This window comes from Leucobacter sp. NPDC015123, assembly GCF_043080205.1.
In the GTDB taxonomy this organism is placed as follows: Bacteria; Actinomycetota; Actinomycetes; order Actinomycetales; family Microbacteriaceae; genus Leucobacter; species Leucobacter aridicollis_A.
In genome coordinates this window covers 35,003-61,742 of record NZ_JBIBVH010000009.1, presented here as the reverse complement: position 1 = coordinate 61,742, position 26,740 = coordinate 35,003, and the positions used below count along the sequence as shown (strand labels likewise).

General features: G+C 64.7%; 23 protein-coding genes and 1 tRNA gene. 20 read left to right on the top strand and 4 right to left on the bottom strand.

The annotated features are described in order from the left end of the window. Window positions 1–30: 30 nt before the first annotated feature. Entirely contained in the window at window positions 31–657 is a 627-nt protein-coding gene (coaE, locus tag ACF07D_RS14545; protein WP_391505383.1) for a dephospho-CoA kinase, read from the top strand. On the opposite strand, the gene ACF07D_RS14540 is transcribed toward coaE, so the two are convergent. Next, window positions 654–1,262, bottom strand: a complete 609-nt coding sequence (locus tag ACF07D_RS14540; RefSeq protein WP_119279425.1) for a vitamin K epoxide reductase family protein — start codon at window positions 1,260–1,262, stop codon at window positions 654–656. The two genes, coaE and ACF07D_RS14540, sit on opposite strands and share 4 nt — an antisense overlap. Before the next feature lie 266 nt (window positions 1,263–1,528). On the opposite strand from ACF07D_RS14540, the gene ACF07D_RS14535 reads away from it, so the two are divergent. The 13 genes from ACF07D_RS14535 (at window position 1,529) to ACF07D_RS14475 (ending at window position 13,948) form a co-directional block, all read left to right on the top strand. Continuing rightward, window positions 1,529–4,135, top strand: coding sequence for an Rne/Rng family ribonuclease (locus ACF07D_RS14535; RefSeq protein WP_391505382.1), 2,607 nt, complete (start codon window positions 1,529–1,531; stop codon window positions 4,133–4,135). A 137-nt stretch (window positions 4,136–4,272) separates the two neighbouring features. Then, on the top strand, window positions 4,273–4,581 hold the full coding sequence (gene rplU / locus ACF07D_RS14530) for a 50S ribosomal protein L21 (protein ID WP_119279627.1): 309 nt from the start codon (window positions 4,273–4,275) through the stop codon (window positions 4,579–4,581). Window positions 4,582–4,610: 29 nt separating this feature from the next. Further along, window positions 4,611–4,865 carry a 50S ribosomal protein L27 gene (gene rpmA, locus ACF07D_RS14525; RefSeq protein ID WP_119279429.1) on the top strand — a complete coding sequence of 85 codons (255 nt, stop codon included), beginning with the start codon at window positions 4,611–4,613 and terminating at the stop codon, window positions 4,863–4,865. Between the two features lie 168 nt (window positions 4,866–5,033). Next, a complete protein-coding gene (gene obgE, locus ACF07D_RS14520) occupies window positions 5,034–6,542 on the top strand; it encodes a GTPase ObgE (protein ID WP_119279431.1) in 1,509 nt (502 codons plus the stop codon). Beyond that, a complete protein-coding gene (gene proB / locus ACF07D_RS14515) occupies window positions 6,539–7,327 on the top strand; it encodes a glutamate 5-kinase (RefSeq protein WP_391505381.1) in 789 nt (262 codons plus the stop codon). The genes obgE and proB overlap by 4 nt, the downstream gene beginning before the upstream one ends. Before the next feature lie 23 nt (window positions 7,328–7,350). Continuing rightward, the gene (locus ACF07D_RS14510) at window positions 7,351–8,601 is read left to right on the top strand and encodes a glutamate-5-semialdehyde dehydrogenase (RefSeq protein WP_391505380.1); all 1,251 of its coding nucleotides are present in this window, start codon (window positions 7,351–7,353) and stop codon (window positions 8,599–8,601) included. Between the two features lie 57 nt (window positions 8,602–8,658). Then, entirely contained in the window at window positions 8,659–8,868 is a 210-nt protein-coding gene (locus tag ACF07D_RS14505; protein ID WP_119279437.1) for a hypothetical protein, read from the top strand. A 2-nt stretch (window positions 8,869–8,870) separates the two neighbouring features. Further along, on the top strand, window positions 8,871–9,470 hold the full coding sequence (gene nadD, locus ACF07D_RS14500) for a nicotinate-nucleotide adenylyltransferase (protein WP_255809618.1): 600 nt from the start codon (window positions 8,871–8,873) through the stop codon (window positions 9,468–9,470). Continuing rightward, entirely contained in the window at window positions 9,467–10,951 is a 1,485-nt protein-coding gene (locus ACF07D_RS14495) for a hypothetical protein (RefSeq protein WP_391505379.1), read from the top strand. The genes nadD and ACF07D_RS14495 overlap by 4 nt, the downstream gene beginning before the upstream one ends. Window positions 10,952–10,988: 37 nt before the next feature. Beyond that, window positions 10,989–11,348 carry a ribosome silencing factor gene (gene rsfS, locus ACF07D_RS14490; protein ID WP_119279443.1) on the top strand — a complete coding sequence of 120 codons (360 nt, stop codon included), beginning with the start codon at window positions 10,989–10,991 and terminating at the stop codon, window positions 11,346–11,348. Window positions 11,349–11,448: 100 nt separating this feature from the next. Next, window positions 11,449–11,521: transfer RNA gene (locus tag ACF07D_RS14485), tRNA-Ala, on the top strand. A gap of 242 nt (window positions 11,522–11,763) precedes the next feature. Next, on the top strand, window positions 11,764–12,477 hold the full coding sequence (locus tag ACF07D_RS14480) for a response regulator transcription factor (protein ID WP_391505378.1): 714 nt from the start codon (window positions 11,764–11,766) through the stop codon (window positions 12,475–12,477). 1 nt (window position 12,478) lies between these two features. Further along, the gene (locus ACF07D_RS14475; RefSeq protein WP_391505377.1) at window positions 12,479–13,948 is read left to right on the top strand and encodes an ATP-binding protein; all 1,470 of its coding nucleotides are present in this window, start codon (window positions 12,479–12,481) and stop codon (window positions 13,946–13,948) included. Here the strand turns inward: ACF07D_RS14475 and ACF07D_RS14470 are convergent. Then, window positions 13,921–14,940: a TAXI family TRAP transporter solute-binding subunit gene (locus ACF07D_RS14470; RefSeq protein WP_391505376.1), complete on the bottom strand. Its 1,020-nt coding sequence runs from the start codon at window positions 14,938–14,940 to the stop codon at window positions 13,921–13,923. The genes ACF07D_RS14475 and ACF07D_RS14470 overlap by 28 nt on opposite strands. 179 nt (window positions 14,941–15,119) lie before the next feature. Between ACF07D_RS14470 and ACF07D_RS14465 the strand changes: the two genes are divergently transcribed. The 5 genes from ACF07D_RS14465 (at window position 15,120) to ACF07D_RS14445 (ending at window position 21,763) form a co-directional block, all read left to right on the top strand. Continuing rightward, on the top strand, window positions 15,120–16,148 hold the full coding sequence (locus ACF07D_RS14465; protein WP_391505375.1) for a TAXI family TRAP transporter solute-binding subunit: 1,029 nt from the start codon (window positions 15,120–15,122) through the stop codon (window positions 16,146–16,148). Window positions 16,149–16,151: 3 nt separating this feature from the next. Continuing rightward, window positions 16,152–16,814, top strand: a complete 663-nt coding sequence (locus tag ACF07D_RS14460; RefSeq protein WP_391505374.1) for a DUF1850 domain-containing protein — start codon at window positions 16,152–16,154, stop codon at window positions 16,812–16,814. Beyond that, the gene (locus tag ACF07D_RS14455; RefSeq protein WP_391505373.1) at window positions 16,814–18,883 is read left to right on the top strand and encodes a TRAP transporter permease; all 2,070 of its coding nucleotides are present in this window, start codon (window positions 16,814–16,816) and stop codon (window positions 18,881–18,883) included. Before ACF07D_RS14460 ends, ACF07D_RS14455 begins: the two co-directional genes overlap by 1 nt. A 139-nt stretch (window positions 18,884–19,022) precedes the next feature. After that, window positions 19,023–20,018 (top strand): spermidine synthase, encoded by a 996-nt coding sequence (locus tag ACF07D_RS14450; protein ID WP_391505372.1) that lies wholly within the window; start codon window positions 19,023–19,025, stop codon window positions 20,016–20,018. A gap of 113 nt (window positions 20,019–20,131) precedes the next feature. Further along, on the top strand, window positions 20,132–21,763 hold the full coding sequence (locus tag ACF07D_RS14445; RefSeq protein WP_391505371.1) for a GNAT family N-acetyltransferase: 1,632 nt from the start codon (window positions 20,132–20,134) through the stop codon (window positions 21,761–21,763). 25 nt (window positions 21,764–21,788) lie between these two features. Here the strand turns inward: ACF07D_RS14445 and cyoE are convergent, their stop codons facing one another. Further along, the gene (gene cyoE, locus ACF07D_RS14440; RefSeq protein ID WP_391505370.1) at window positions 21,789–22,889 is read right to left on the bottom strand and encodes a heme o synthase; all 1,101 of its coding nucleotides are present in this window, start codon (window positions 22,887–22,889) and stop codon (window positions 21,789–21,791) included. A gap of 196 nt (window positions 22,890–23,085) precedes the next feature. On the opposite strand from cyoE, the gene ACF07D_RS14435 reads away from it, so the two are divergent. Further along, the gene (locus ACF07D_RS14435; RefSeq protein ID WP_391505369.1) at window positions 23,086–26,406 is read left to right on the top strand and encodes a DEAD/DEAH box helicase; all 3,321 of its coding nucleotides are present in this window, start codon (window positions 23,086–23,088) and stop codon (window positions 26,404–26,406) included. Window positions 26,407–26,520: 114 nt separating this feature from the next. Here the strand turns inward: ACF07D_RS14435 and ACF07D_RS14430 are convergent, their stop codons facing one another. Next, a complete protein-coding gene (locus ACF07D_RS14430; RefSeq protein ID WP_391505439.1) occupies window positions 26,521–26,733 on the bottom strand; it encodes an HNH endonuclease signature motif containing protein in 213 nt (70 codons plus the stop codon). Window positions 26,734–26,740: the final 7 nt, after the last annotated feature.

The window sequence follows — 26,740 nt, the reverse complement described above, 5'->3', positions numbered from 1 at the left end:
CCTAGCCTACGGGCGCGCTAATGTTGGCGTATGCAACTCATTGCCCTTACTGGTGGAATCGCGGCAGGAAAGAGCACTGTTGGCGGGCGGCTCGCGGAACTCGGCGCGATCAGGATCGATGCTGATCAGCTCGCCCGTGACGCGGTCGCTCCTGGATCGCCCGGCCTCGCCAAGGTTGTCTCGCGGTTTGGTGTGAGCCTGCTCGAGGAGGACGGCTCCTTGAACCGAGCTGCACTCGGTGAGCGTGTCTTCGCGAGCCCTGAGGAACTGCAGGCGCTCAACGCGATTGTGCATCCTGAGGTGCGCAGGCTCGCAGACGAGGCCATTCAGGCGGCGGCCCGTTCCCGCCCTGACGCGGTGATCGTGTACGAGATCCCGCTCCTTGTGGAGAGCGGGGTCACGCCCAGCGAGGGCGGGCTTGACTGGGACATGATTGTTGTCGCGGAAGCGCCAGTCGAGACGCGTGTTGCACGACTGGTTGAGCTGCGCGGAATGACTGAAGCTGAGGCGCGAAACCGCATCGCGAATCAGGCGAGCGACGCGGCCCGGCGTGAGATCGCGGACGTGGTGATTGACACCTCGGGTACGAAAGGCGAGACGATTGAGCAGGTCGACGCGCTCTGGCGTCGGATCGCTCCAACGTCCTCGGCGACTTAGCGCGAGAACTCGGCGAACCAGTTGAGCTGGAACTGCGCGACAGCCGCGATGACGAGGTACGAAATAAGTACGAGTACCCACGCCCACGAGTTGATCGCGGCAAACGCCTTCTGCGTGCTCGGTTTCGCGGCGTAGTAGCCCTGTGCCTCTGGCCGGAACGCAGTGAAGAAGAACAGCGGGATGGTGGCTGACCATACGACCATGCACCACGGGCAGAGCGTGTTGATGTAGAAGATGCTCTGGTAGGCGAGCCAAAACACGAAGATCACGCCGAGCGCGAGGCCTGCGCGGTAGAGCCACCAAAACCAGGCAGCGAAGCGGGCGCCGGCGAGCATGCCGACACCGACAGCGATCGGGGCGACGAACGCCATGAGGCCGATGATCGTGTTGCTGAAACCGAGGATGGATCCCTGCCACGAGTCCATGTTCGGCCCGCAGGTCACGAGAACTGAGAGCTCACAGTTGGGGACGTAGTCTTCCACCTGCAACGTCTTGATGTATTCGGTGGCGAGTTCCCACGAGGCAAACAGGCCGATCGCGCCGAGAACGATGGTGACGATTGCAAACCCACGACTCTTCGGGGTCTGGACTTCGATAGCACTCATGTGTTGATAGTAACGCGCGAATCCTGTGACAACGCGCCGCGAGCAGCGTTCCAGCAATGTTCAGTGTGTCCGTGACATAATGATTACCGTTGGATAACGCCACGACGGCACCGTCCACGTACAGTCTTTGGCTGCCCCAGGGTGGCCGCCGGCATCAGCCGAACACTCACGTCGAGTGGGTGAATTCAAGGATTTGCGGTGAATCACCGCACTCAATATTGGTTTCCGCGGAGCTTCACGGCCGTGGTTGAAGGAGCACACCAGAAATGGTGAATACACAAGAGAACACCGAGGATGCGGCTGGCGCCGTCGTTGAGGCAGCAGCATCTGTAGAGAACGAGCCGACACAGACGCACGAACCCGACGGCGAGGCGAGCGAGGAGTCAAGCGCTGCTGAAGCGAATGAGGCGCCGGAAGAGAGCAGCGAATCGCCAGAGAAGACACTCTCTGATGGGCTGCCGCTCGTGCTGCCGCTCGCTGACATGTCGCCCGAGGAACGCTTCCGCGCAACGACGCGCCTGATCTTCCTCGCGCCTGATGTCCCGCCGGTGCAGCCGATGCCGCGCCGCAACGAGCTGCGCAAGCTCGACGATATCCTCGACTCCCGGTTCCCGGGCAACGAGACTCGCGACCGCAACCAGCGCGATCGCGGCGAGCGGGACCGAGACCAGGATCGCGGTGAGCGCGATTCTGACCGCGGTGGAAGGGACTCGGGCAACACCCGCGGCGGTTCGCGCCGCCGCCAGGGTGGGGCAGAGCATGACGAGGAAGACGGACGTCGTCAGCAGCGCCAGGCGCCGGTGGTGACCGAACCTCAGAAGCTTCGCGGCTCGACCCGACTTGAGGCGAAGAAGCAACGGCGTCGCGATGGCCGCGACGCTGGACGCAAGCGCATGGTGATCACCGAGTCGGAGTTCCTCGCCCGCCGCGAGTCCGTCGACAGGGAGATGATTGTCCGCACCACTCCGGATCGAATCCAGATCGGTGTGCTCGAGGACAAGGTGCTCGTCGAGCACTACGTTGCGCGTTCGAGCGAGTCTTCGCTCATCGGCAACGTCTACCTTGGCCGCGTTCAGAATGTGCTTCCCAGCATGGAGGCGGCCTTCGTTGACATCGGTCGCGGCCGGAACGCGGTGCTCTACTCGGGCGAGGTCGATTGGTCTGAATTTGAGGGCGGAAACACTGCCCGGAAGATCGAGAACGCTCTCAAGCCGGGCGACCAGGTGCTCGTACAGGTCACGAAGGATCCGGTTGGCCACAAGGGCGCCCGACTGACGAGCCAGATCTCGCTCCCCGGCCGTTTCCTTGTGTACGTGCCTGGCGGCGCGATGAATGGTATTTCACGGAAGCTTCCAGACACTGAGCGTGCACGCCTGAAGAAGATTCTCAAGGAAGTGCTGCCGACTGGCGCTGGCGTAATTGTTCGCACGGCTGCGGAGGGGGCGACCGAAGATCAGTTGACTCACGACGTGCAGCGCCTCACCCGTCAGTGGGAGTCGATCCAGGCTCGGGTGAAGAAGGGCGGCGGCCCTGCCATGCTGCATTCCGAGCCCGACATGCTGATTAAGATCGTGCGAGACGTCTTCAACGAGGATTTCCTGCGGATGCGCATCGAGGGCGCCGAGACCCATGAAGTCATTGAGAACTACCTCTCAGCGGTCGCACCTGACCTGATGCAGCGCGTGGAGCGTTACGAGGGTGAGCGCGACATTTTCGACGAGTTCCGTGTCACCGAACAGATCGCGAAGGCGCTGGATCGCAAGGTGTGGCTGCCGTCGGGTGGTTCGCTTGTGATTGACAGGACCGAGGCGATGACAGTTGTCGACGTCAACACCGGAAAGTTTGTTGGCGCTGGCGGCAACCTCGAAGAGACTGTCACGAAGAATAACCTCGAGTCGGCTGAGGAGATCGTGCGACAGCTGCGACTCCGCGACATTGGCGGCATCATCGTCATCGACTTCATTGACATGGTGCTCGAGTCGAACCGAGACCTCGTGTTGCGGCGCCTCATCGAGTGCCTCGGCAGGGACCGCACGAAGCACCAGGTTGCCGAGGTGACCTCTTTGGGGCTCGTGCAGATGACACGCAAGAAGCTGGGTCTCGGGCTCCTTGAGTCGTTCAGTGAGCCCTGTGATGTGTGCGCGGGCCGCGGCGTGATCGTGCATCACGAACCTGTGCACCGCCACCGCAGCGAGTCGACAGGGCGCCAGAAGCGTGGCGGATCACACTCGGGGTCGGGCAATGGCTCGTCGAACGGGAAGGCTCAGACTGAGCCGAAGGCGCAGACGCACGCGATCAGTGATGGCGCGAAGAACATGCTCGCGCAGGTGGCGGCGTCGACGATCCCGACGGCGAAGGCTACCGAGGAATCGGCGCCGGCGGCCGTGCTTGAGAGCGTGCTTGATGCGCTCCCTGATGCGCCTCCAGCCGGTGCGTCGAAGTCGCGCAGCCGCCGCGTGAGCTCGCGTGCCGGAGCTCCAGCCAGTGCACCAAAGGCGCAGGATCAGAAACCAGCTGACCACGCGACTCGCAGTGCGGGCGAGTCTGGCGAGTCAGTTGCAGCTCCTGGCAGCCCGGGTGTGGAGCCAGCGGGGGAGCGCCGCGACGGCGATAGCACTGATTCGATGGCGCAGCTCGCTGCGGCGTTGGATGGAGATACGCAGCGGAGCGGCCGCACGCGAGGGTCGCGTTCGCGCTCGTCGCGCGCGCAGTCCCAGAGTGGGGCTCAGGGCGCGGCGAATGCCGCGAGCGAAGCTTCCGGCGCATCAGCGGGCAATGGCGCGCTCGATCCGGAGCGCATGCTCCTCGACGCGCTTGACGCCCGCACACAGGGTCGCGGCGAGGCTCAGGCTGACACGCCGACCCACATTTGACCGAACGCGGTTATTCGCGTTATTATTGACCGTTGTGCGTACTCGCTTTTGAGGCGGGAAGTGCACGTATGACTTCGATCGTGACGGGTTCGCGATTCGACACGATTTAAGACGATCCTCGAGAGATGGGTGACCAAGTGGTTTACGCAGTAGTGCGCACAAGCGGACGGCAGGAGAAGGTCGAGGTTGGCTCGATCATCACTGTAAACCGTGTAGCGGGAGACGCTAAGGGAAAGATTGAACTCCCGGCAGTGCTCCTCGTTGACGGCGACAAGGTGACGAGCGACGCTTCGGCTCTCGCAAAGGTGAAGGTTACCGCTGAGGTCCTCGACGACCTTCGCGGACCGAAGATTGTCATCCAGCGTTACAAGAACAAGACCGGTTACAAGAGCCGCCAGGGGCACCGTCAGGATCTGACGCGCCTCAAGGTCACCGGCATCAAGTAACACTTTTTAGACTCTAAGGAGACAGACCAATGGCATCCAAGAAGGGCGTCGGCTCCAGCAAGAACGGCCGCGACTCGAACGCACAGCGCCTCGGCGTGAAGCGCTTCGGCGGTCAGCAGGTGAACGCCGGCGAGATCATCGTGCGTCAGCGCGGAACCCACTTCCACCCCGGCGTCAACGTTGGCCGTGGCGGAGACGACACGCTGTTCGCTCTCGCAGCGGGCGCAGTTGAGTTCGGTGCGAAGGGTGGCCGCAAGGTCGTCAACATCGTTGCCGCTGCGTAAGTAGTTCGGTACCGACAATAGGCGAGCTTCGGCTCGCCTTTTGTCGTATCTGGCCGGATTGTGCGGGCTCGCGCTCGCGCACGACGTGATTCGGCGTCGCCTTGACGATTTTCGTCGGGCAGAATGTAGTTACTCGAGCGCGTCTTCGGGTCGGAAGGGAAAACTCTCATGGTGACGTTCGTTGACCAGGTCCAACTACACCTGCAGGCGGGCCGCGGTGGGAACGGCTGTGTCTCTGTTCGGCGCGAGAAGTTCAAGCCGCTCGCCGGCCCAGACGGTGGCGCAGGCGGGAACGGCGGCACGATCGTGCTGCTCGCCGACCCGCAGGTGACGACCCTGCTTGAGTACCATCGCCGGCCGCATCGTACGGCTGAGAACGGCGCGTACGGTGCGGGCGACTACCGGGCAGGCGCGCACGGAGCCGAGCTTGTGCTGCCGGTTCCGGTGGGCACTGTCGTCAAGGACGCTGAGGGTGAGGTGCTCGCGGACCTCACAGAGGCCGGCACGCGCTTTGTCGTTGCCGAGGGCGGCCTCGGCGGCCTCGGCAACCATGCGCTTGCAAGCCAGAAGCGCAAGGCCCCCGGCTTTGCTCTCCTCGGTACCGAGGGCTGGGCGGGTGACGTCACGCTCGAACTCAAGACGATCGCCGATGTCGCGCTCGTTGGCTTGCCCTCGGCTGGGAAGTCAAGCCTCATCGCTGCGATGAGCGCCGCCCGCCCGAAGATCGCCGACTATCCGTTCACCACGCTGCATCCAAACCTCGGCGTCGTCGAGGCGGGGGAGACCCGCTTCACAGTTGCTGACGTTCCTGGCCTTATCGAGGGCGCGAGCGAGGGTAAGGGTCTCGGCCTCGACTTCCTCCGCCACGTCGAGCGCTGCAGCGCGCTGCTGCACGTGCTCGACTGCGCCACCCTCGAACCGGGGCGCGACCCGATCTCTGATCTTGAGATCATCAAGAAGGAACTCGCGGCATACGAGGTTCCTGATGGGCAGGTCCCGCTTCTCGACCGTCCGCAGCTCGTTGCGCTCAACAAGATCGACGTGCCTGAGGCGCGTGAGCTCGCGCAGTTCGTTCGCCCAGACCTCGAGGCGATGGGGTACCGGGTGTTCGAGATCTCTACTGCATCACGCGAAGGGCTCCGCGAGCTTGGCTTCGCCCTTGCGGAGATCGTGGAGGATGCGCGCGCGAAGGCTGAGGCTGAAACTGAGCGCCTCGAGCGAATCGTGCTCACGCCGAAGGCCGTTGACCGTCAGGCTGGTTTCCGAGTTGTGACCGAGGGCGGATCGTACGGGACGCTCTTTCGCGTGCTCGGCCAGAAACCAGAACGCTGGGTGCAGCAGACTGACTTCCAGAACGATGAGGCCGTCGGCTACCTCGCAGATCGCCTGCAGAAGCTCGGCATCGAAGACGCACTTGTGAAGGCGGGCGCAGTCGCCGGCTCAACAGTGGTGATCGGCCCCGGCCAGGGCGTCGTCTTTGACTGGGAGCCGTCGCTGACGAGCGCCGCCGAGGTGCAGGTTGGCGTCCGCGGCAGCGATGACAGGCTCGACGGGCCGCAGCGCCGCACCAACAAGGAGCGTCGTTCCGACTACCACGACCTCATGGACGCGAAGGCAGCCGCGCGCGAACAGCTTGAGGAGGAGCGGAAGTCAGGGATGTGGGAGTCTGACGAGTGAGCGGCGCAGGTTCGCGCGGCGCGACGCTCCTTGCGGCGCGCCGCGTCGTCGTGAAGGTCGGCTCGTCGTCGGTCAGCGGTGACAACGCCGGACAGATCCCCACCCTCGTCGACTCGCTCGCGCGGTTGCGGGCTGCCGGGGCCGAGGTGATCCTCGTCTCCAGTGGTGCGATCGCGACCGGTGTCCCGTTTCTGAACATTGATGCGCGACCTGACGATCTCGCGACGCAGCAGGCCGCCGCTGCTGTCGGGCAGAACATTCTTGTGAACCGGTACCAGCGTGCGCTCAGCAGTCACGACCTCGTCGCCGGGCAGGTGCTGCTCACCGCGCACGACATGGAGAACCCGACGCACAGGGGAAACGCCAGGCGCGCCCTCGAACGGCTGCTCGCGCTCGGCACCGTGCCGATCATCAACGAGAACGATACCGTCGCTACCCACGAGATCCGGTTCGGCGACAACGACCGCCTCGCGGCGCTCGTCGCGCGGCTCGTCGAGGCTGATCAACTCGTGCTGCTCTCTGACATCGATGCGCTCTACACGGCTCCACCCGAGATGGTGGGCGCTGAGCGCATCGCACACGTCGCGTACGGCGATCCACTCGATGGCGTGAAGATCGGCGAGAGCCAGTCGGGCTGGGGGACCGGTGGCGCGGCCACGAAGGTGCAGGCTGCGAGGCTCGCTGCTGACGCAGGAACGGCTGTGCTGCTCACCGAGGCTCGGCTGCTTGCCGCGGTTCTCGATGGTGAGGATCACGGCACCCTCTTTGGGGCGGCAGCGCGGTAGCTCCGGCGGGCTAGAATGGCGTCATGTCTCGCACTGATGCCTTCGTCGACCTGTTGACCCTGGCGAAGGGTGCCTCGCGCACCCTTGCTACTGCTACCACGGCGCAGAAGAACGCCGCGCTCGAAGCGATCGCGGTCGCGCTCGAGGGTGCGGTCCCAGAGATCATCGCCGCGAACGAACTCGACCTTGCGAGGGGAACCGCGAACAACATCGGTGACGGTCTGCTTGACAGGCTGAAGCTCGACGAGGCGCGCATTCTCGGGCTTGCTGCCGCGGTGAGGGAGATCATCGCGCTTCCTGACCCTGTCGGCGAGGTGGTTCGGGGCAGCACGCTCGCGAACGGGATGACTATCGCGCAGAAGCGAGTTCCTTTCGGTGTCGTCGGTGCGATCTATGAGGCGCGCCCGAACGTCACTGTTGATATCGTCGCCCTCGCGCTCAAGAGCGGGAACGGGGCAGTGCTTCGCGGCGGCTCTGCCGCAGAGGATTCCAACCGCGTGCTTGTCAGCCTGATCCAGGACGCGGTTCAGCGCAGCGGGATCGATGGCGACGCTTTCCAGACGATCGATCCGTTCGGACGCGAGGGCGCAGGGAGGCTCATGCGTGCGCGGGGCTTCGTTGATGTGCTCATCCCGCGCGGCAGTGCTGGCCTGATCGCGACGGTCGTGAACGAATCGACAGTGCCCGTCATTGAGACGGGGGCTGGCATCGTTCACGTGTTCGTCGATGCAAGCGCGGACGCTGCGATGGCGGAGTCAATCGTCGTGAACGCGAAGACGCATCGTCCGAGCGTCTGCAACTCCGCAGAGACGCTGCTTGTGCACGCGGCGCATGCGGACACGCTGCTGCCACGCCTCGTCGACGCGCTCGCGGAACGCGGCGTCGTGTTGTATGGCGACGAGCGCGCCCAGGCGGCGGGCGTGCGCGAGCCCGCCACTCCCGAGACGTGGGCGACCGAGCACCTCGACCTTGTGATGGGAGTGCGTGTCGTGGATTCAATCAACGAAGCAATCGCCCACATCGACGAGTTCTCGACGAAGCACACGGAGTCGATTGTGACGAACGACTTTCAGAGCGCCGAGCGCTTCCTCTCCGAGGTTGATTCGGCAGTCGTGATGGTGAATGCGTCGACTCGGTTCACCGACGGTGGCGAGTTCGGCTTCGGGGCGGAGGTTGGAATCTCAACCCAGAAGATGCACGCGCGCGGACCTATGGGACTGCCCGAACTGACAAGCACGAAGTGGGTTGTGCGTGGCACTGGGCAGATTCGATAGCCAAACCCTGTAGGGTTGTAGTAAGTATTTCTGCCATACGAAAGGTCAGGGCTCTTCATGTCATTTGCAGCCACGATTGCAGCAGCCGAGGGCGCAAGCCACGTCGTCACGGAGCTTCCGATGCCTGCGCCCGTATACGGCGTCATTGTCTTCTCCGTCTTCGTTGTTGCCGCACTGGTGACGTTCTCCTTCCGTGACGTTGCGAACCGTCACGCAGAGAAGGCAGCGGCATACGCCCGCGAGCACGGTGAGGCGCAGCAGCACTAATCGTGGCTAGTCGGCGACGCGTGGGGGTGATGGGCGGCACCTTCGACCCAGTTCATCACGGCCACCTCGTCGCCGCCAGCGAGGTTGCGAAGAGCTTCGACCTCGACGAGGTCGTCTTCGTGCCCACCGGTCAGCCCTGGCAGAAGAGCAACGTCTCGGAGAGCGAACACCGCTACCTGATGACAGTCATCGCTACGGCATCGAACCCGCAGTTCACTGTGAGCCGAGTGGATGTCGACCGGGACGGGCCAACCTATACAGTTGACACGCTCCGCGATTTGAAGCGGCTCATGCCTGACGCGGAGCTCTTCTTCATTTCTGGAGCAGACGCGGTTCAGCAGATCGTCAGCTGGAAAGACGTTGAAAAGCTCTGGGAGCTCGCGCACTTTATCGCGGTGTCGCGCCCCGGACACGAGCTCTCCCTCTCGGGCCTTTCACACGATAACGTAAGCTTGCTTGAGATCCCGGCGCTCTCGATCTCGTCTACGGACTGTAGGGAGCGGGTGTCGAGAGGTTACCCTGTGTGGTACCTAGTGCCCGATGGGGTGGTGCAGTACATCGCCAAGCACGGCTTGTATTCCGAGGAAGCGACAGACGAATGAGTGAGCAAGACCACGAACGGCCCTTGACGCGGCGCGAGATGCGCCTGCGCGAGCAGGCTGAGCGCGAGGGCGCCGAATCGATCGAAGAGGTCCCGGCCAGCGACGCCGGCGAAGCCAGTGCTGCGGCGGAAGAGGCGGCGTCGGGAACAGCTGCAGTCGATCTTGCGAGCATCGAGATCGACCCGCTGAATCCCGATGGGACCCCGCGGACCAGGCGCGAGATCCGTGAGCTCCGCGAAGCGGCCGCGGCCGCGCTCGTGGCAGAGCAGGAAGCCGCCGACGCTGCGAAGGTAGCTGCCGAGGCTGCGGAGCAGCCTGCCGCAGAGGCAGAAGCTCCCGCTCCCGCTGAGGACCCCGTTGTCGAGGACCACTTTGATTCGTTCGGTGCACCGACTGAGGCGCTGAGCTTCGAAGACCTGCCTGCAAGCGGCGCCTCCTCGGAGCAGCCTTCGGGTGAGTCGGTCGACGCTCCAACCGAGGCTTTCTCGCTCGAGGACCTCCTTGACGCTGCAGAGCCCACCTCGCCGACTGGTGACGCTGATGCGGTCGCGAACCTTTTTGCAACCGGCTCGAACGATGTCGTCACGCCAGTGGAAGCAGAAGCTGTTGTCGGCGCTGGCACTGAGGCCGCTGTCGACACCGAGGCAGCAGTCGACGTTGATGCAGAGGAGGTCGTTGTTGAGGCTGAGGCCGTCAGTGACGACGTCATCGCGGATGCGGTTGTTGTTGACGAGGTAGTTGTCGACGATGTCGTTGTTGACGTGACAGCAGGAGATGCGGGTGAGCCTGTCGACGTCGTTGATCCTGACCTCGTTGCCGCAGACCTCAACGCAAGCGCCGTCGACCCGAGCGACCTGGCCGCTGATGCAGCCGAGGCCGCTGCCGAGGCCAACGATTCGCGCGACACCGGTACAGACACTGCGGGCTACTCGTTCCCAGACATCCAACCGCCCGAGGAGTGGCGCTCGGTGTTCGACGACCCCGCGCGTGCGGCAAACATTAGCGCTCCCGGCGATTCGGGCGACTTCGACGATCTCATCTCCCGCGCAGTCGCGCAGGAGGGGAGTACGGGAGGAACTGGTGCATCCGCGCTGATCCTGCCCTCCCACCCAGGCGAGACCGGCGGCCTCACTGGCCCGCTCGGCGCGACAGGCGAGCTCTTCGTGACGGGTTCGATCGAGCTGCCGAAGTCGATGGGCGAGACCGGGGGGCACTCCGGTATTCACGACTCAATCGACTTCGATCCGTTCCTGACGGGCGAGACGCCCGACGCGATCACTTCAACGTCGGAGTCGGGACCCATGCCGGTCTCTGCCCGCAGTGCGGTGAGCGCGCGTCGTCGCCCAGAGGTGCCTGTCGTAGCGGAGCCAACCAAGGACCGCAGCAAGGTGCCGCTCATCCTCGCGCTGTCAGGCGGCGGGCTGATCGTCATCGTTATTGGTGTTGTGGTTTTTGCCGCGACCCAGGGATTCTTTAACTAACACCTTGAGGGGTACACACGTGGCAGACGCTCGAAACATGCTCGCCGACCTGCAGATCGCCGTTCGCGCGGCCGACGCGAAGGGCGCAACGGCTCCCGTCGCGCTCGAAGTGGGGGAGCTGTTCGGCTTTGCCGATGCGTTTCTGATCGTGTCTGGCAGCGTCGAGCGAAACGTCCAGGCCATCTCAGACGAGATCGAGCGCGACCTCAATGAGGCCGGCGTTCGCACCATCCGTCGTGAGGGGCGCGAGGGCGGCCGTTGGGTGCTGCTCGACTTCGGCGACATCATGGTGCACGTCTTCCACCACGAGGAGCGCGACTTCTACCAGCTCGAGCGACTCTGGCATGACTGCCCAGTGATCGACGTCTCCGAGATGCTTGAGGTCGCCCCGCAGTAAGGTTTCAGGCCAGGTTCCGGGCGCGTCGATTTGCTTCGCGCGATCCGGGCTGGTGTAGAATAGAGGAGTTGTCGGGCGAGCATTCGCCCGACTTCCATGAGGGTCTGTGGCGCAGTTGGTAGCGCACCTGCATGGCATGCAGGGGGTCAGGGGTTCGAATCCCCTCAGATCCACTCCAGTTGAATTTCGCAAGTATCGTATTGAAGTGGCCGCCTGACATGGCGGCCTTTGTCGTTTCTGCGGCCCTGGCGAGTCTCAGCCCGAGCCTGAGCCGCAAGCGGTATACCTACGCCGCGCCACCTCGCTGCGCGTGCTGATTCAACCCGCTCGCGGGATTGCTTCCCTCCCTCTGCGCGGGTTATGGTCGGTGAGGGAAGCAGCGCACGCGGGGCCGAGCGCAAGGAGCTGAACCAGAATGACAAGGCAGTCGCACGGGATCCAGGTGCTTGTCGTAGAAGACGATCTCAGGCTCGCCGACGCGCTTGCATCCGGACTCAATAGCCGCGGGTTCGGCGTCAGCCGCGTGAGCACCGCCGCCGCCGCCAGGGATGCGCTCGCCACTGTACTGCCCGACGTCGTACTTCTCGACTTGGGACTGCCGGATACAGACGGCGTCGAACTGTGCGAAGAAATTCGCGCCTCGGTCGCAACGTCTGAGGTTGGCATCATCATGGTTACCGCCCGCAGCCAAGAACGGGAGCGAGTGCTGGGGCTGCGGCGCGGGGCCGATGACTACGTGGTGAAGCCTGTCGGACTCGATGAACTCAGCGCGCGCATCGAAGCGGTGTTGCGACGGCGACAGTTCGCACCCGCCCCGGTGCTCACAGTGGGACCGGTCACGATCGACCTGGCGACCCGTTCGGTGCTCGATGGGGGCGAGCCCGTCGAGCTGCGACCTCGGGAGTTCGATCTGCTTGCGGCGCTCATGCGCGATCCCGGGACGGTGCGCAGTCGAGACCACTTGCTCTTGCAGGTCTGGCATACGGTGTGGCCTGGAGGCAGGAGGACGCTCGAGGTCCACGTGAGCTCGCTTCGGGCAAAGCTGAGCGAGCCCGACCTCATCGAAACCGTCCGCGGGTCTGGATACCGTTTCAGTACGCGCACGACACCGGAGGCCGGGGCGGACTAGCATGCGCAGGCGGATTGTCGGCATTATCGTCGGATTCATCGTGCTTGCGGTGTCCGGGCTGGCTGCGCCGCTCGCGGTCGCGATCGCGGAACGTGCGACGGCGACGATGGCCGCGGACCGGACAGGTGACGCCGTCCGGTTTGCTGGCATCGCGGAGTCGAGTATCGTCTCGGGGGAACCGGGCACGATCGGTGCAGAACTCGCACGATACGAAGAGCTATTCGGGATCGAAGCGATTGTCATTGATCGAGAGGGCGGGATCGTCGCTTCGAGTCGGGAGGGGCTCACACCCGCTGACTTGCGCGGGCGCGAGCTCGCTGGAGGAGGCGCGCTGCCGGCGCTTGTCGCCTACGCGCTCGCGGGAACGCGAACCGTGAGCATCGATGCGGTCTGGCCGTGGACCACGGAGCGGCAACTCGTCGCAGAGCCTGTTGTGAGCGGCGGCGAGGTTGTCGGTGCGGTCGTCACGGCATCGCCGACGGGCGCGCTCCGCGTGGCTATATCTCTGCATTGGCTCATTGTGCTGCTCGTGATCGTTGCCCTCGTCTGGGTGGGGGCGGCAGCGGCAGCCCCACTCGCGCGTTGGGTGCTCCGGCCAATCGACACACTCGAACAGGCGACGGAGGATCTCGGATCAGGAGACCTGCACGCGCGCGTGCCGTCAGGCATCGGTCCTCCTGAACTCGTCCACCTGGGTCGCTCGTTCAACCGGATGGCCACGAGGATCCACAGCCTAGTGAGCCGGCAGCGCACGTTCGTTGCGTTCGCCGGGCACCAGGTACGCAACCCGCTCGCTGCACTGCGAATGAGGATTGAGGGGCTGGGTGGCGCACTCGATTCAGCGGCGGCAGAGGAGCTTGCGCTCGCGCTGGAAGAGGTGGATCGCCTCACACGAACCTGCGACGGCCTGATCACGCTCGCCAGAGCCGACTCCCACCATCCGCCTGTCGTTGACTGCGAGGTCAAGGATGTGATTACACGGCGGGTCGCCGGCTGGTTGCCCATCGCCTCGCGCGTGGGAAGCTCCCTGGAGATTGGCGCGGTGCCTTCGAAGCTCAGTGTGCGCGCCTTCGAAGGAACTCTTGACCAGGCGCTCGACGCGCTCATCGACAATGCACTGAAGTTCGGCGCGCGTCGTGTGATCGTCGACGCCCGCGAGACGGCTGGTCCGAGGGAACGCGCAGAGGGGAGTTTGGGCAACACGGATGTTGAGCTGCGCGTGCGTGACAATGGGCCGGGGCTCAGCGAGGAGGACCTGCTCCGCGCGGTCGAGCCGTTCTGGCGCTCACCCGAGCGCAGCGAGGAGCCAACGAGTCCCGCTGCCAGCGGCTCTGGGCTTGGTCTCTCCGTTGTCGTTACGCTCCTCGGGATGCAGGGCGGTACGCTCGCGCTCACGCCGATCTCACCGAGCGGAACGGAGGCAGTGCTTCGCCTACCAGTCGGTCAGGCGAACGGCTTAGCTTCGCGGTAGTAGCGGGCGGCGCCCGGATGAAGCGGCACTGGGGAGGTCGCGACCGCGGTGCGCGGAGATAGCTGGTACGTTGCCGGGTGTAGCCGTGCAAGCTCTTCTCGCGAGTCGAGTACAGCGCGTGTGAGCGCCGCCGCCACATCGTCGGGCATCTCAGAACCCACGACGAGCAGACTTGGGACGCTCACGGTACGAACCGGGGCGACCCCCGGGTAGGTATCGGCAAGGATCGGCGCTTCGGCGTAGAAGGCTCCATAACTGGCCGTAAGGTCTGAGACGGCCGCCGATACGTCGAGGAGCCGGATCGGTACCCGGCTAGCGAGACTGGTGATGGCGTCGGTGGGAAGCCCACCCGACCAGAAGAATGCGTCAATCTCGTCTCGCTCCAAAGCAGCCACCGAGGCGCCGAGTCCGAGCCTGAGGGCCGCCGCGACGCCCTCTGGGTTCCCCTCGGCACCCGCTGGGTTCCCCTCGACGGTCGCCGAGATTCCTGCAACCTCCAGCAGCCGCTCCGCGATCACTTCGGTGCCGGAGTTCTCAGCCCCGAGCGAGACCCTGGCTCCGGCAAGCTCCTCGAGGCCATCGTAAGGCGATGCGGCCCGCACGACGAGGTGGACGCTATTGTCGTATAGCCGAGCCACCGCCCGCAGTTCCTGTACGCCACTCGAGCCGTTTGCCGCCTCAGACGGGTCGGGCTTTGACATGGCAAGCGCCGCAACATCCGCGAGCGCGAAGCCTGCGTCGAGGTCTCCGCTACGTACACGGGAAAGGTTTTCGACTGAGGCTGCGGTCGGAACCGCGGTGATCGTCAGAACGTCACCGTCGGCAAGCTCAGCGAGGCTCCGCCCGACCGCGTCATAGACCCCGCCTGGCAGGCCCGTTCCGACGCTCACGGGCACGGGAGCTGGTGCCGTCGAGCCCTGCAACCAGAGGGCGCCTGCGGCAAGCGCCGCGATACCCGCGACCGCGATCCAGATCTTTCGTCGGCGTCCCATCTCCCGTCGCACGATACGCGCGGTCGGCGCCTGGGGCGTGGCCTTCTGTCCAACCGTTACCGAATCTCCACTTCCTCATCGCAGCCTCAAAACTGGGTCGTCAACTCGGAGCCCGACGCGGTGCCACCCCTAGCCTGGCTCGAGATGCAACGACGCATCGGCGAACCCTGGAGGACATCATGCAACGACGCAGACTCTATCCGCTGACATTCTTAGGCGCCGCGATACTTGCACTCACCGGCTGCTCCCAGCCTGGCGACGCCGGTGGTGCCGCAGCCGATGGCGAGCTCGGGCGCCTCCCCGCTGTCACCATTGTGACCGGCGGGACCGCGGGGCTGTTCTATCCGATTGGCGGGGCACTGCGCCAGATCGTCAGCGATGAGGTGGAGGGGACGACAGCGTCGGTCGAGTCGACTGGAGCATCGGTCGAGAACATCCAGCTCATCGGCTCCGGACAGGCGGAGCTCGCGATCGCGCAGGGCGACGCGGCGAACCAGGCCTTCAACGGCCTCGCCGACTTTGAGGGGCGCGAGGTGCGAACAAGCACGCTCGCCGTCCTCTACCCGAACGTCTACCACACCGTGTCGCTCGCTGCCACGAAGTCCAGGCTCGGGCTCGAGTGCTTCTCAGACGTCGCGGGTTCTCGCTTCTCGGTCGGCGACATTGGGAGTGGGAATGAGGCGACTGCGAACCAGGTGTTCGCCTCGCTCGGCATGGACCCCGCGACCGACATCGACCGACGCCAACTCGGTTATGCAGAGACCTCGACGGGGTTGACGAGCGGCGGTGTAGACGCTGGCACCTGGGTTGTGGGTCAGGGGCATGCCGGCATCACGGAGCTCGCGACCACCGACGACGTCGTTCTTATCCCGATGTGCGACGACGAACGGAAGAGGATTCTCGAGGGATACGGAGGATACGTCGACCACGTGATCCCCGCAGGCACCTATCCGGGTGTCGATGTTGACACCCCGACAATCGCAACCTGGAACGCCCTCGTGGTACCCGAGAACTTCAATGAGGAGCAAGCCTACGACATTACGAAGGCTGTCTTCGAGAACGTCAACGTGATCGAAGGCGTCTACGCGCCAGCGGTCGAGTTTGTCGTGCCAGAGAACATCGAGAATGCCCCGGTTCCAGTGCATCCTGGGGCGCTCAAGTACTACGAGGAAGTAGGGATAGACGTCCCTGCCGAGCTGCGCGGCTGACCCGTGCTCGAGCCCGGCCCCGGCGGAGAGCCCCAGCACAGCGGGGGAGTCTGGGACCCTCGCCCCAGCGGGGACCCCCGGAAGCACCGCAGCCTCCGTGCCAGGTCGCGCGACGCCCGGGGTGCAGCGATCCTTGTCGGCGTCGCGATCCTCGCCGGCGTCGCGTTCACGCCGCTCCTCGCCCCGACTCGCGCGATCATCAGCGTGACCGCTCGAGGCGAGACCGGTGGCGCCGAACTCATCGCGCGCCTCCCGGCGACCGCGACGGTCACGGTGAGTTACGTGCATTCGATTGACGGACTCCCTGTCGAGGAGGAGCTCGCAGTTCGCGAGGGCGAGTTCGTTGTCGAGCGGACCCGCCTGCGCCAGTTCGGCGCTGGGATGGGGCATCAGGCTCGTGAAGGATCGGGGCATGCTGAAGGTCCGTGGTGGGTGCTGGAAGGTCTCGAGCGTCCGATCGGGCCGGAGCTCACGATCCGCGCAGGGAAGCCGAACATCGACCACCGTCTCTGGGCCGGCGAACGGGAGCTGCTGCTCTCGCGGTGCTGGCCGCGGCGGGCTATCACGCTCGAGATCCAGCAGATCTCGCTGCTCGACATGGCGAGGGGTGAGCTCCGCGCACAATACGACCCGCGCACACAGGGGTGCGCGGCGGAGGAGGAATAATGAACGACCGCACTACCTCAGCGGTGAAACCCGATCAGGGCCCCGCAGATCCTCAGGCATTCGACGAAGACGACGGTGTGCCAGGCGACGGGCCGCTGTGGCAACGACTCGCCGGACTGCGCTTGGACGAGGGACCGCACCGGCGTGCACTCGGCTGGGTGATCCTTACCCTCGCCGTCGCACTCGGCGCGTTTCAGATCTACATCACTATTTCGTACGCAATGGACGCACGTCAGCAGCGGCTCGCGCATCTCGTGCTCGTGCTCGCACTCGGTCTCATTATTGTGCCCGCGTCGAAAAAGCCGTGGGGGAGAAGCGCTGCGATGATCGTTGTCGACTGTGCGCTCATCTTCGCGAGTATCGCCGTCTGCCTCTACCCGATCCTCTACCAGGCGCAGCTGGCCCGCCGGGCCGGGGCGTACGAGACGCTCGACTGGGTGATGGGACTTGTGCTGTGCGCGGTGCTGCTGGAAGTGACGCGACGCACCGTCGGATGGTTCATGTCAGTCCTCGTGCTGCTCTTCGTGTTCTACGCGTGGGCGGGTCCGTGGTTCCCGGGCGTCTTCAAACATCGCGGGGCAACCATCGAGCGAATCTCGACCCACGTCTACCTGGGAACCGACGGGATCCTCGGGTTCACCCTCGGCGTCGTTGTGACGTTTGTCTTCATCTTCATCCTGTTCGGTGCGATGCTCCAGAAGTCCGGCGGCGGCAACTTTTTCATCGGCCTCGCCTTTGCGCTCACTGGTAAGTCACGGGGCGGCCCCGCGAAGGGTGCCGTGCTCGGCAGCGCACTGATGGGCTCTGTATCAGGCAGCGCAATTGGCAACGTTGCGACAACAGGACCATTCACTATCCCAATGATGAAGAAGGTCGGATACAAGTCGCACGACGCGGCCGGGATCGAGGCCGCCGCCTCGACTGGCGGGCAAGTGCTGCCGCCAATCATGGGAGCAGGGGCCTTCCTCATCGCAGAGCGCACCGGAATCCCGTACGCCGACATCGTGAAGGTGTCCATTATCCCCGCGCTCATGTACTTTGCGTCCGTCTACATCTTTGTGAGCTTGCTCGCCCGGAAGCACAACATAGGCGGAATGAAGGCCGAACAGCTCCCGAAACTTCGCGAGGTGATGCGCTCGGCTTGGCATTTTCTTGCACCTCTCGTCTTGCTGGTGACGCTGCTGCTCAACTACGTGCCGCCAGCCCGGGCCGGGATGTACGCGCTCCTTGCGCTGTTTGTCGTATCGATGCTGCGCGTAGGAAGCCGGATGTCGCTGACTGACCTTGGCGAGGTATTCGTGATCGCCGCGAAGAACACAATTCCAGTGAGCGCAGCATGCGCGATCGCCGGCGTCATCGTGGGCATCGTCGGCATGACAGGGCTCGGCCTCGTGATCTCAGAGCTGCTCATCACTGCGTTTGCAGGAAACCTCTTGCTCACGCTCATTATGGTGGCGTTGGCTTCGCTCATACTCGGCGTCGGCCTACCCGTGACCGCCTCCTACGTCGTCATCATAATCCTCGCCGGGCCCGCGCTCGAAGGGCTCGGCCTCGCCGTGATCGTCACGCACCTCATTGTCTACTGGCTGAGTCAGGACTCGAACGTCACCCCGCCAGTCGCGCTCGCCGCATTCGTCGGCGCGGGAATCGCGGCGGCGCCGCCCATGAGATCAGCGCTCTCCGCGTGGAAGTTCGCGAAGGGGCTCTACCTGATCCCCCTACTGATGGCCTATAGTGCGCTGATGCTACAGGGTAGTTGGATAGAAGTCGCGATAGCCACCGTGACTGGCATGGTCGCGCTCATGGCCGCGTCGATCGGGCTGGAAGGGTACATGCTGTCGCGGGTGAGCTGGTACTGGCGGGTTGCGCTCGGCTTCGCCGCTGCCTTCGTGCTCGTCGCGCCCGAATGGTCGGGCTGGGTCAGCAACGCGCTCGATCCGTCGGCCTTCGTCTGGGGCGGTACGCTTCTCAGTCTCGCGATTATGGCGCTGCTCTGGCTGCAGCGAGACCGGAACAACGGCCGCTCGATGCCAGCCCCGGTATCAGCTGCGATCACCCTTCCTGTGTAGCTGTCGGGTATCCGGGTGCAGCGTGGGGCTGCACCCGGACGTGCAGTTACTCCCGCAGCCTCGGTATCTCCCGCCGCCACGGTATCTCCGCCAAGGCTACGCGCACGAAGTGGCAACGCACGAGACCTAGACTTGGACGGTGCTGAAGAAACGCCGAACACTCTCCTCGACGCTCTCGGGGCGATCGGTCACACTCACGAGCTCGAGGCTGCGGCCTGGTCGATTCGAGCTCAGCGTTGACGGGGTTGCGCAGTCTGTCGTCTCGCTGTCTGACCCCACCAAGCTCGCGTATCCGTACACCCGCCATATCGCGCGCGCGATCGATGCCGCTGCTCCCAGCGGTGCACCGCTCTTCACGGTGCATCTTGGGGCTGGCGCCCTGACGTTGGCGCGGTACGTTCAAGCCACCCGTGCAGGCTCACCACAGCTCGTTGTCGAGTTCGAGCCGGAACTCTACGCAACAATGCTTGACGCGCTTCCGCTGCCTGAGGGGAGCGACGTGCGTGCGGTCTTCGGAGATGCGCGTGAGGTCGCCGAGGCGGCCAGCGCCTCCGAGGCAGGGCGGGCGCCGGGGCCGGCGCCAGGGCAGGGGCCAGCGCAGGTATCCGAGCCGGAGTCTCAGCAGGTGTCCGAACCGGAGCCCGCCCCGCAGTCCAGGCACGCTAGTCAGGGCGACGCCGGGCGAACCGCAACGCCAACAGACTGGGCCGAAGCTGAGTTCACGATTGTCGACCTCTGGGATGCGGCCGTGATCCACCGTCGCGTCGCGAGCCGCGAGTTCTTCGCCCTCGTCGCCGCGCGCTCCGCGGCTGGCGGAGCCGTCGTGGTCAACCTGCTCGACGGTCATCCGTTCGAGTACGCGCGCACGCAGGCCGCAACGCTGGGCGACGTGTTCGCGCACGTTGCTGTCGTGCTCGACGCCGACCCGCTCGACGCAGATGGCCCCCTGGGGAACGTGCTGATCTTCGCGAGCGACGCGCCGCTCGCAGTCGCAGCTGATCCAGACCTGCTTGGACTGCCGCGGCCGCACCTGCTGTGCGCCGGCCAACTCGCGGCGTGGGTGGGAGATGCTCGCGTCATGACCGACGGCGATGGTGCAGAATCACCGGATCCGAACGATCCTCGCTGGGGGTAGCATCTGTGCGCGCCGTGAAAGTACCTGACATTGCTCGTGGCGTGCGTGTTGTGCCTGGCGGAGCGAGCACATTGGCCGATAGTGTGCCCGTGACACGTGAGTAAGGATGGGCAATGACAGGTGGTCTCCCTGCAGGAATCGCTGACTTTCGTGACGGTGTCGCGATGGCTGACCCGTGGGTGGCGGGAGAGCCGCCCCCTGAAGCGCTGGCTGTCGTGCCAGCGAACCCGGGTTGGCCCGAGCGGGCGCGCGTCCTGGGCGACGCGATCCTCGCGGCAGTCGGATCCGCGGCGGTTTCGCTCGAGCATGTCGGCTCAACTGCGGTCCCACGCCTACCGGCAAAGGACGTCATCGATCTTGACCTCGTCGTAGCCGACCCCGACGATGAGTCACGCTACATCCCCGCGCTCACCGCACTGGGGTATCGGCATACCGTACGGGAGCCGGAGCTCGACGGCCACAGGATGCTGAGGCTCGAGGAACCGCGGGTCAACCTGCACGTGTTCGCTGCCGGTACTGCCGAGCCCGCACGCCATGTGCTCTTTCGTGATTGGCTTCGCGCGCACCCGGAGGACGCGGAGCGCTACGCTGCGGCGAAAGCCGCGGCAGCGGAGGGCGCCCCGCAGACTGCGATGGCCTACAATCGCAGGAAACACACGACTGTGCGGGAGATCTACGCGCGTGCGTTCGCTGCGGCCGGAGTTTCACTCGCAGACCGTGCGCTCGCACCAGACGCGCTGCCCGAGCTCCCCGCGACAGCTGGCGGTGAACACCTGAGCTGGCGCCCCGCGACTGGCGATGATGCCGAGGCAATCTGCGAGCTATACCGCGCGGCGGGAGTCGTCGACCACCCGTATGAATTGTACGGACTGGATCTCGTGAAGCTCTGGCTCGCCGGAGATCGCTTTACTCTGGCGACCGACACCGTGCTGGCGTTCTCGAACGCTGGTGTCCTCGTCGCGTTTGGGGAGGCGAAGCTCGACGACGAGTGGCGTGACCATGTCGACGTCTTTGTCGACGGCGTTGTCCACCCTGAGTGGCGGGGTCTTGGTATCGGCACCGGGATGCTTGCGTGGCAGGAGGCTCGCGGTCGGCAACTACTCGCGACGGTCGACGCGAGGCTGCCCGGGCTGCTCAGCATGGGCGCACGGGAAGCGAACTCCGACACTCTCGCGCTCGCTGCGAATGCCGGATACCAGCCGGTGCGGTGGTGGATGGAGCTCGGAAGATCCCTCGCTGGCGAGATTCCCGCCCGCAAGTTGCCTCCGGGGGTTGAACTCCGCCCGTACACCGCGGAGGTGTCTGAGGCTACGCGGCTCGCGGTCAACGACGCCTTTCGAGACCACTGGGGTTCGCGCCCCATGAGCGCGCAAGAGTGGGCGGACGAACGAGAGCTTGGGGAGTTTTCCCCTGAACTGTCGCGCGTGCTCGTCACGGGTCGCGGCTCAGACGCCGACCCGATTCGGGTTGTTGCTGCCGCGCTCACGGAGGTGAACGAGGACGAGTGGGAGCTGAACGGCGGCCCGTTTGGGTACATGTCGACAATCGGCGTCGTACGCGATTGGCGAGGTCGCGGGCTGTCGTCAGCGGTGATTTCGGCAGTGCTCGAAGCGTACCGCGCCGCGGGTTTCGTCAACGCCCTGCTCGACGTCGACTCTGCGAACCCGAGTGGCGCGCTTGGCATGTATGAGCGTCTCGGGTTTACCGCCCGTGACCGTTCGGTGACGCTCGCGAAGTGGGTCTAGGGGAGCCGCAGCCGGGCGTCTCCGTTTAGGGGAGGAGGGCGCCGATCGAGATCATCAGGCTGTATGCCATGATGATGATCAGGGAGAACCTGAACATGCGACGTGCCCAGGCGTTGTCGTCCTTTGCGCTGAGGCCCTGGATGCCGATGACGATCCACCAGACGCCAAGCGCCCCCATGACCGCCGCATACACCCAGCCTGTGTAACCGAGCGGGGTGAGCGCGACCGATGCCACGACGTACGCGATCGTGTACAGCAGGATCTGGATCTTGGCCGCTGGAATCCCATGCACCACGGTGATCACGGGAACGCCGGCACGAGCGTACTCGTCTCGACGGTACACGGCGATTGAGTAGAATTCGGGCATCTGCCAGAAGAAGATGGCGAGGAAGGTGAGGATCGCCGCCGCATCAACCGTCCCGGTGACCGCAACGTAGCCGGCGAAGATCGGCGCTGCGCCTGAGATACTGCCCACGAGCGTGCCGTGCACGCTCATGCGCTTTGACAGCATGCCGTACAGCACCACGTACGTGAAGAACCCGGCGAGGCCAGTCACTACGACGAGCCAGTTTGTCCAGGCAACGAGGATCGCGTTGCCGAGCACGAACAGCACAACCGAGAAGATGACCGCGTTTCGCACGCTGATGCTGCCAGATACGGTTGCGCGTTTCTTCGTGCGCTCCATCCGGTCATCAATATCCCGGTCGAGCACGTTGTTCAGCACGCAAGCGGCGGCGATGACGAGGGTGGTGCCAACGATCGTCGCGAGAAAGAGAAGCCCGTCAAAGGCGCGCGCAACACCCGCGGCGAGCAGGAAGCCGGCTGCCGCAGTCAGGACGTTTCCGTACAGCACGCCCGGTTTGGTCAGCGAGTAGTATCGCGCGAATGTAGCGCGTAGGGTATCGCCGTCTGCACGAGACGCGATCTTCGCGTCAGTTCCCCGGCTGCGCTCGGAGAAGACTGCCGCGTCTGCGAGCTCGGCGAACTCTGGAGCGATCTCGCTTTCTCGCGCAGCGGTCTCACGATGACCCTTCGGCGTCTCAGGGGTGCTCGGGACCTGCTGGTCGTCCTCAGGGATCCCATTTGCGGGCATACGAATCTGGCCTTTCTCAAGCCCGTGCGCCATTTGGCTCCGGCTTGCCGCCTGCTGTGCGGCGTGTCTGCAGCGCTGGCGGTGCCAGGCGCCGTAGCCGATAGGCCGCAGACTTTGCTCTTCAAATATACCGTGTCTCTGCAAGTCGAAAGGCCAGCTAGCGTGCAGGTTCACGTGTACTCACTCGACGCAGGGAGCGTCTCCGGCACGGCGTAGCATTGAGGCACGTATGAATAGTCCCGATGTCGATGCTCCTCCACCAGCGCAGCGTGGCCCTGAGGCTGCGTGGCGAGCGCGGCTCGGCGAGCTCCTTGGGAGCAGTGACGGCTCGCTCGAAGGTTCGCTGCGAGCGGTCGGCGAACGCGGTGCCTCCTCGGCACGCGGAAGCGTCATAGCGGGGGGACAGTTCGCGCAGCTCGGCCTGCAATTCGAGGTTCGCGAGATGATTCCCCGCTCCGCAGACAACTGGAATGGGCCGCTGTCGCGCTCAGTGAAGCCCGGGCAGGACGCCGGGAGCGGTATCTTCCAGTTGGGAATTCGGCCGGCGATCAGAACGGAGCGCGGCTGGGCTCGGGGGAGCCTCACCTGGGCAAATATCGGCCATCACGGGAGTCGGTTGAGCCTTGACCCCGCACAGCAGCGATGGTTTCGGCAGCTGCACGCTCTCCATCGAGCCGGCGAGACTGTCGCCATCGGGAAGGATCCTGATTGGGTCTTTCTCGACGAATACCTGAGTCCGGCGTTGTGGACTCTGCTCCGTCAGTCTGAACACCTTGGAATCGCGCTCGTCGTCGCGGGCAAGGGCGCTTCGGTTCGGTTGCACGAACGGGCAGAGCTATGGCTTGACACCGTCGCAACCGGCGGCGGCGCGGTCGTGCTGACGCCGAGGCTTGAACTCGACGGCGCAGAGGTACCCTTCGTCGAAACCGGTGCAGTAGGAAACCACGGTGTCTACATCGCCGGGCGCGGGCGCGACCGCTCCGTCCACCTCGCGCCGACGACGAACGAGACGACAGCCTCGGAGGTGGCGCTCCTTTCGGGGGCGCTCGAGCCGGGCGGCCTTACAATCGCTGCACAGGAGCGGACAGAGTTCCTCGCCGACGGACTGCCAGAGCTGCAGTCGGAGTTCACCGTGGCGAGCAGCGACGGGTCGGTGGCGCTGCCCGATCCGGACCGGGTGCGGCTCTTGCTGACGGCGGCCTGGCGCGCAGGACACCGACTGCTACTCACCTGGAGCGATGAACGCCCCACTCGACGCCGCGGCGAGGGGCGCCCAGCGACCCTCGGCAGTGTGATCCCCGATGAGATCCTTGCCCAAGAACTCTTCCCCGACGCATGGCGCGGGGATGCGCCAGAAGGGCTCGACGCCGAGGCGCAGCGCGGGCTGCCCGGCCCCCTTGAGCTTCGTGGGGTGGCTGCCGCCGAATTCTTGACGAAGGTGGTCCCTCAGCTCCGCAATACACCGGGGGTCACGGTGCGTGTCTCGGGGGCTGTCCCTGCGTACCGCGAGCTGCAAGGGGTGCCGCACCTCAAAGTGACGACGGTGCCGAGCGAACGGGAGGATTGGTTCGACCTCGGCGTGCTCGTCACGATCGAGGGGCGGACGGTGCCGTTTGGGCCGCTATTTAAAGCGCTCGCGACAGGGCGAACAAAGCTGCTGCTTGTCGACAATACGTATCTTCACCTGAACCACCCTGCATTTGCGCCGCTGGCGGCCCTCATAGCGGAGGGCCAGGACCTTGACGAATGGGAGACTGGGCCGCGCGTTCCGAGGCACCAGGTGCCGAATTGGGCAGACTTTGAAGACCTCGCAGACGAGTCGGAAGCCGCCGTTGAATGGCGTGAACTGGTCCGTGAGATCGGCGCTGCGCGACCCGTGCCAGTGCCCGAGCCGGCCGGTATCACTGCTGAACTTCGGTCATATCAGCGCGACGGCTTCCACTGGTTGGCGTTTCTGTGGCGCAACAGACTGGGTGGCATCCTCGCCGACGACATGGGGCTCGGAAAGACCCTCCAGTGCCTGACGCTGATCGCCTACGCCAAGGAAGGCGAGCGTGGTGGTATTGATGGGCCGGGTGTGTTGCGCGATTCAGTCGAACCCGGCGATTATCGCGAGTCTGGCGGGCCTGCAGAGTCCAACGACTCCGACGACTCCAACGACTCCGACGACCCCGGCGACCCCGGCGATTCCGGCGGCGCTTCGATCCCGTGGCGGCGAGCCGCCGGGCGGGCCGAACGTCGGCCGTTCCTCGTTGTCGCGCCAACGTCAGTGATGAGTAACTGGGCCGCGGAGGCGGCACGCTTCGCGCCGGGCCTGCGCGTTCGCGTCCGCGCAGCGACGGAGGCCGCGAGCGGTCGCACGGTGCGAGATGATGCCGCCGAGGCGGACCTCATCGTGACGAGCTACGCGCTGTTCCGACTCGACTTTGCGAGCTATCGGTCAGTCGCTGAAGACCCGGAACTCGGAATCGCGGGCCTCATTCTCGACGAGGCGCAGTTCGTGAAGAACTCGGCTGCCCAAGGAAATGAGCTTGCCGAGACCCTCCCGGTGGGATGGAAGCTCGCCGTGACGGGAACACCGATTGAGAATTCGCTCCGAGAGCTGCACGCGCTCACCAAGATTGTCGCGCCTGGGCTCTTCCCGTCCGCTCGCCGCTTCGAAGAAGACTACGTGCGTGCCATTGAGCAGCCTGCGCCGGGTAACTCGGTCGGTACAGGGGCCGGGAGCGGCCCGAAACTGCAGCGAGAACTCCGTGCGCGGCGCACGAAGGAACTTCGACGTAGGATCAGGCCGTTCATGCTGCGCCGTACCAAGGCGAGCGTCGCTGCAGAGCTTCCCGAGAAGCAGGAACAGATCCTTGAAATCGAGCTAGACTCACGTCATCGGGCGCTCTACGACGCCTTCCTGCAGCGGGAACGGCAGAAACTGTTCGGGCTGATGGAAGATCTTGATCGGAGTCGGTTCACTTTCTTCCGGTCGCTCACGCTCCTGCGCATGCTCGCGCTCGATGCGACGCTGATCGATGGGCAATACTCTGAGATTCCTTCTGCGAAGCTCGAGGCACTCGCGGAGCATGCCCGCGCGCTTGCCTCCGAAGGTCGGCGTGCGCTCGTGTTTAGCCAGTTCACCTCGTTCCTTGAGCGCGCGTCGGCTCACCTCGCGGCTGAAGGGATCCGTACGATTACGCTTGATGGCGGGACCCGAAATCGAGACTCGGTCATCGAGCGTTTTCGAGATGGGGAAGTGGATGTGTTTCTCATCAGCTTGAAGGCGGGAGGAGTTGGTCTCAACCTCACCGAAGCCGACACCGTGATTCTGCTTGATCCCTGGTGGAACCCGGCGAGCGAGGCCCAGGCAATCGACCGTACTCACCGGATCGGTCAGCAGAAGCCTGTAAACGTTGTCCGCATGATTGCGCTCGGGACGATTGAGGAGAAAGTCCTTGAACTGCAGCGACGCAAGCGTGCACTCTTCGACGCAGTGATTGACGATGAGGAACTCTTTTCCAAATCTCTCACGGCCGATGACATGAGAGACCTGCTCGCCTGATCGCTTCCTCGCCTGGTAGCGGGCCCGTCACTCCGCATGCGCCCTGCTCGTGCGAGCGCGAAACCTGACAGTGCTGGGAGCGCGTGAGGTGTGCTCGGGCCCTGTCGGGCTCACCTACGTGAGTGCCCCAGCATCGTGCTGGATGAGCCTCCAACCGCTTGTGTGCTTCAACACGTGATGGCCTCGGCAGAGGGAAGCGAGATTGTCGGTACTTGTCGCGCCGCCGTGGGCGGCATCGATCGTGTGATCGATATCGCAGCTCGTCGCCTGCCTGCGACAACCTGGCGCTCGGCAATGGAGGTCTCGGGTGATGATGAACCGCCGCATGTGCGCG

Bases quoted from the DNA above. Each gene is read 5' to 3' on its own strand.
- rsfS (WP_119279443.1), top strand. From the start codon at position 10,989: ATGCTCGCCGACCTGCAGATCGCCGTTCGCGCGGCCGACGCGAAGGGC.
- ACF07D_RS14445 (WP_391505371.1), top strand. From the start codon at position 20,132: ATGACAGGTGGTCTCCCTGCAGGAATCGCTGACTTTCGTGACGGTGTC.
- coaE (WP_391505383.1), top strand. From the start codon at position 31: ATGCAACTCATTGCCCTTACTGGTGGAATCGCGGCAGGAAAGAGCACT.
- ACF07D_RS14470 (WP_391505376.1), bottom strand. From the start codon at position 14,940: ATGGGACGCCGACGAAAGATCTGGATCGCGGTCGCGGGTATCGCGGCG.
- ACF07D_RS14540 (WP_119279425.1), bottom strand. From the start codon at position 1,262: ATGAGTGCTATCGAAGTCCAGACCCCGAAGAGTCGTGGGTTTGCAATC.
- ACF07D_RS14435 (WP_391505369.1), top strand. From the start codon at position 23,086: ATGAATAGTCCCGATGTCGATGCTCCTCCACCAGCGCAGCGTGGCCCT.
- ACF07D_RS14475 (WP_391505377.1), top strand. From the start codon at position 12,479: ATGCGCAGGCGGATTGTCGGCATTATCGTCGGATTCATCGTGCTTGCG.
- ACF07D_RS14510 (WP_391505380.1), top strand. From the start codon at position 7,351: ATGTCTCGCACTGATGCCTTCGTCGACCTGTTGACCCTGGCGAAGGGT.
- ACF07D_RS14535 (WP_391505382.1), top strand. From the start codon at position 1,529: ATGGTGAATACACAAGAGAACACCGAGGATGCGGCTGGCGCCGTCGTT.
- ACF07D_RS14430 (WP_391505439.1), bottom strand. From the start codon at position 26,733: ATGCGGCGGTTCATCATCACCCGAGACCTCCATTGCCGAGCGCCAGGT.
- ACF07D_RS14455 (WP_391505373.1), top strand. From the start codon at position 16,814: ATGAACGACCGCACTACCTCAGCGGTGAAACCCGATCAGGGCCCCGCA.
- cyoE (WP_391505370.1), bottom strand. From the start codon at position 22,889: ATGGCGCACGGGCTTGAGAAAGGCCAGATTCGTATGCCCGCAAATGGG.
- rpmA (WP_119279429.1), top strand. From the start codon at position 4,611: ATGGCATCCAAGAAGGGCGTCGGCTCCAGCAAGAACGGCCGCGACTCG.
- ACF07D_RS14480 (WP_391505378.1), top strand. From the start codon at position 11,764: ATGACAAGGCAGTCGCACGGGATCCAGGTGCTTGTCGTAGAAGACGAT.
- ACF07D_RS14505 (WP_119279437.1), top strand. From the start codon at position 8,659: ATGTCATTTGCAGCCACGATTGCAGCAGCCGAGGGCGCAAGCCACGTC.
- ACF07D_RS14465 (WP_391505375.1), top strand. From the start codon at position 15,120: ATGCAACGACGCAGACTCTATCCGCTGACATTCTTAGGCGCCGCGATA.
- obgE (WP_119279431.1), top strand. From the start codon at position 5,034: ATGGTGACGTTCGTTGACCAGGTCCAACTACACCTGCAGGCGGGCCGC.
- ACF07D_RS14495 (WP_391505379.1), top strand. From the start codon at position 9,467: ATGAGTGAGCAAGACCACGAACGGCCCTTGACGCGGCGCGAGATGCGC.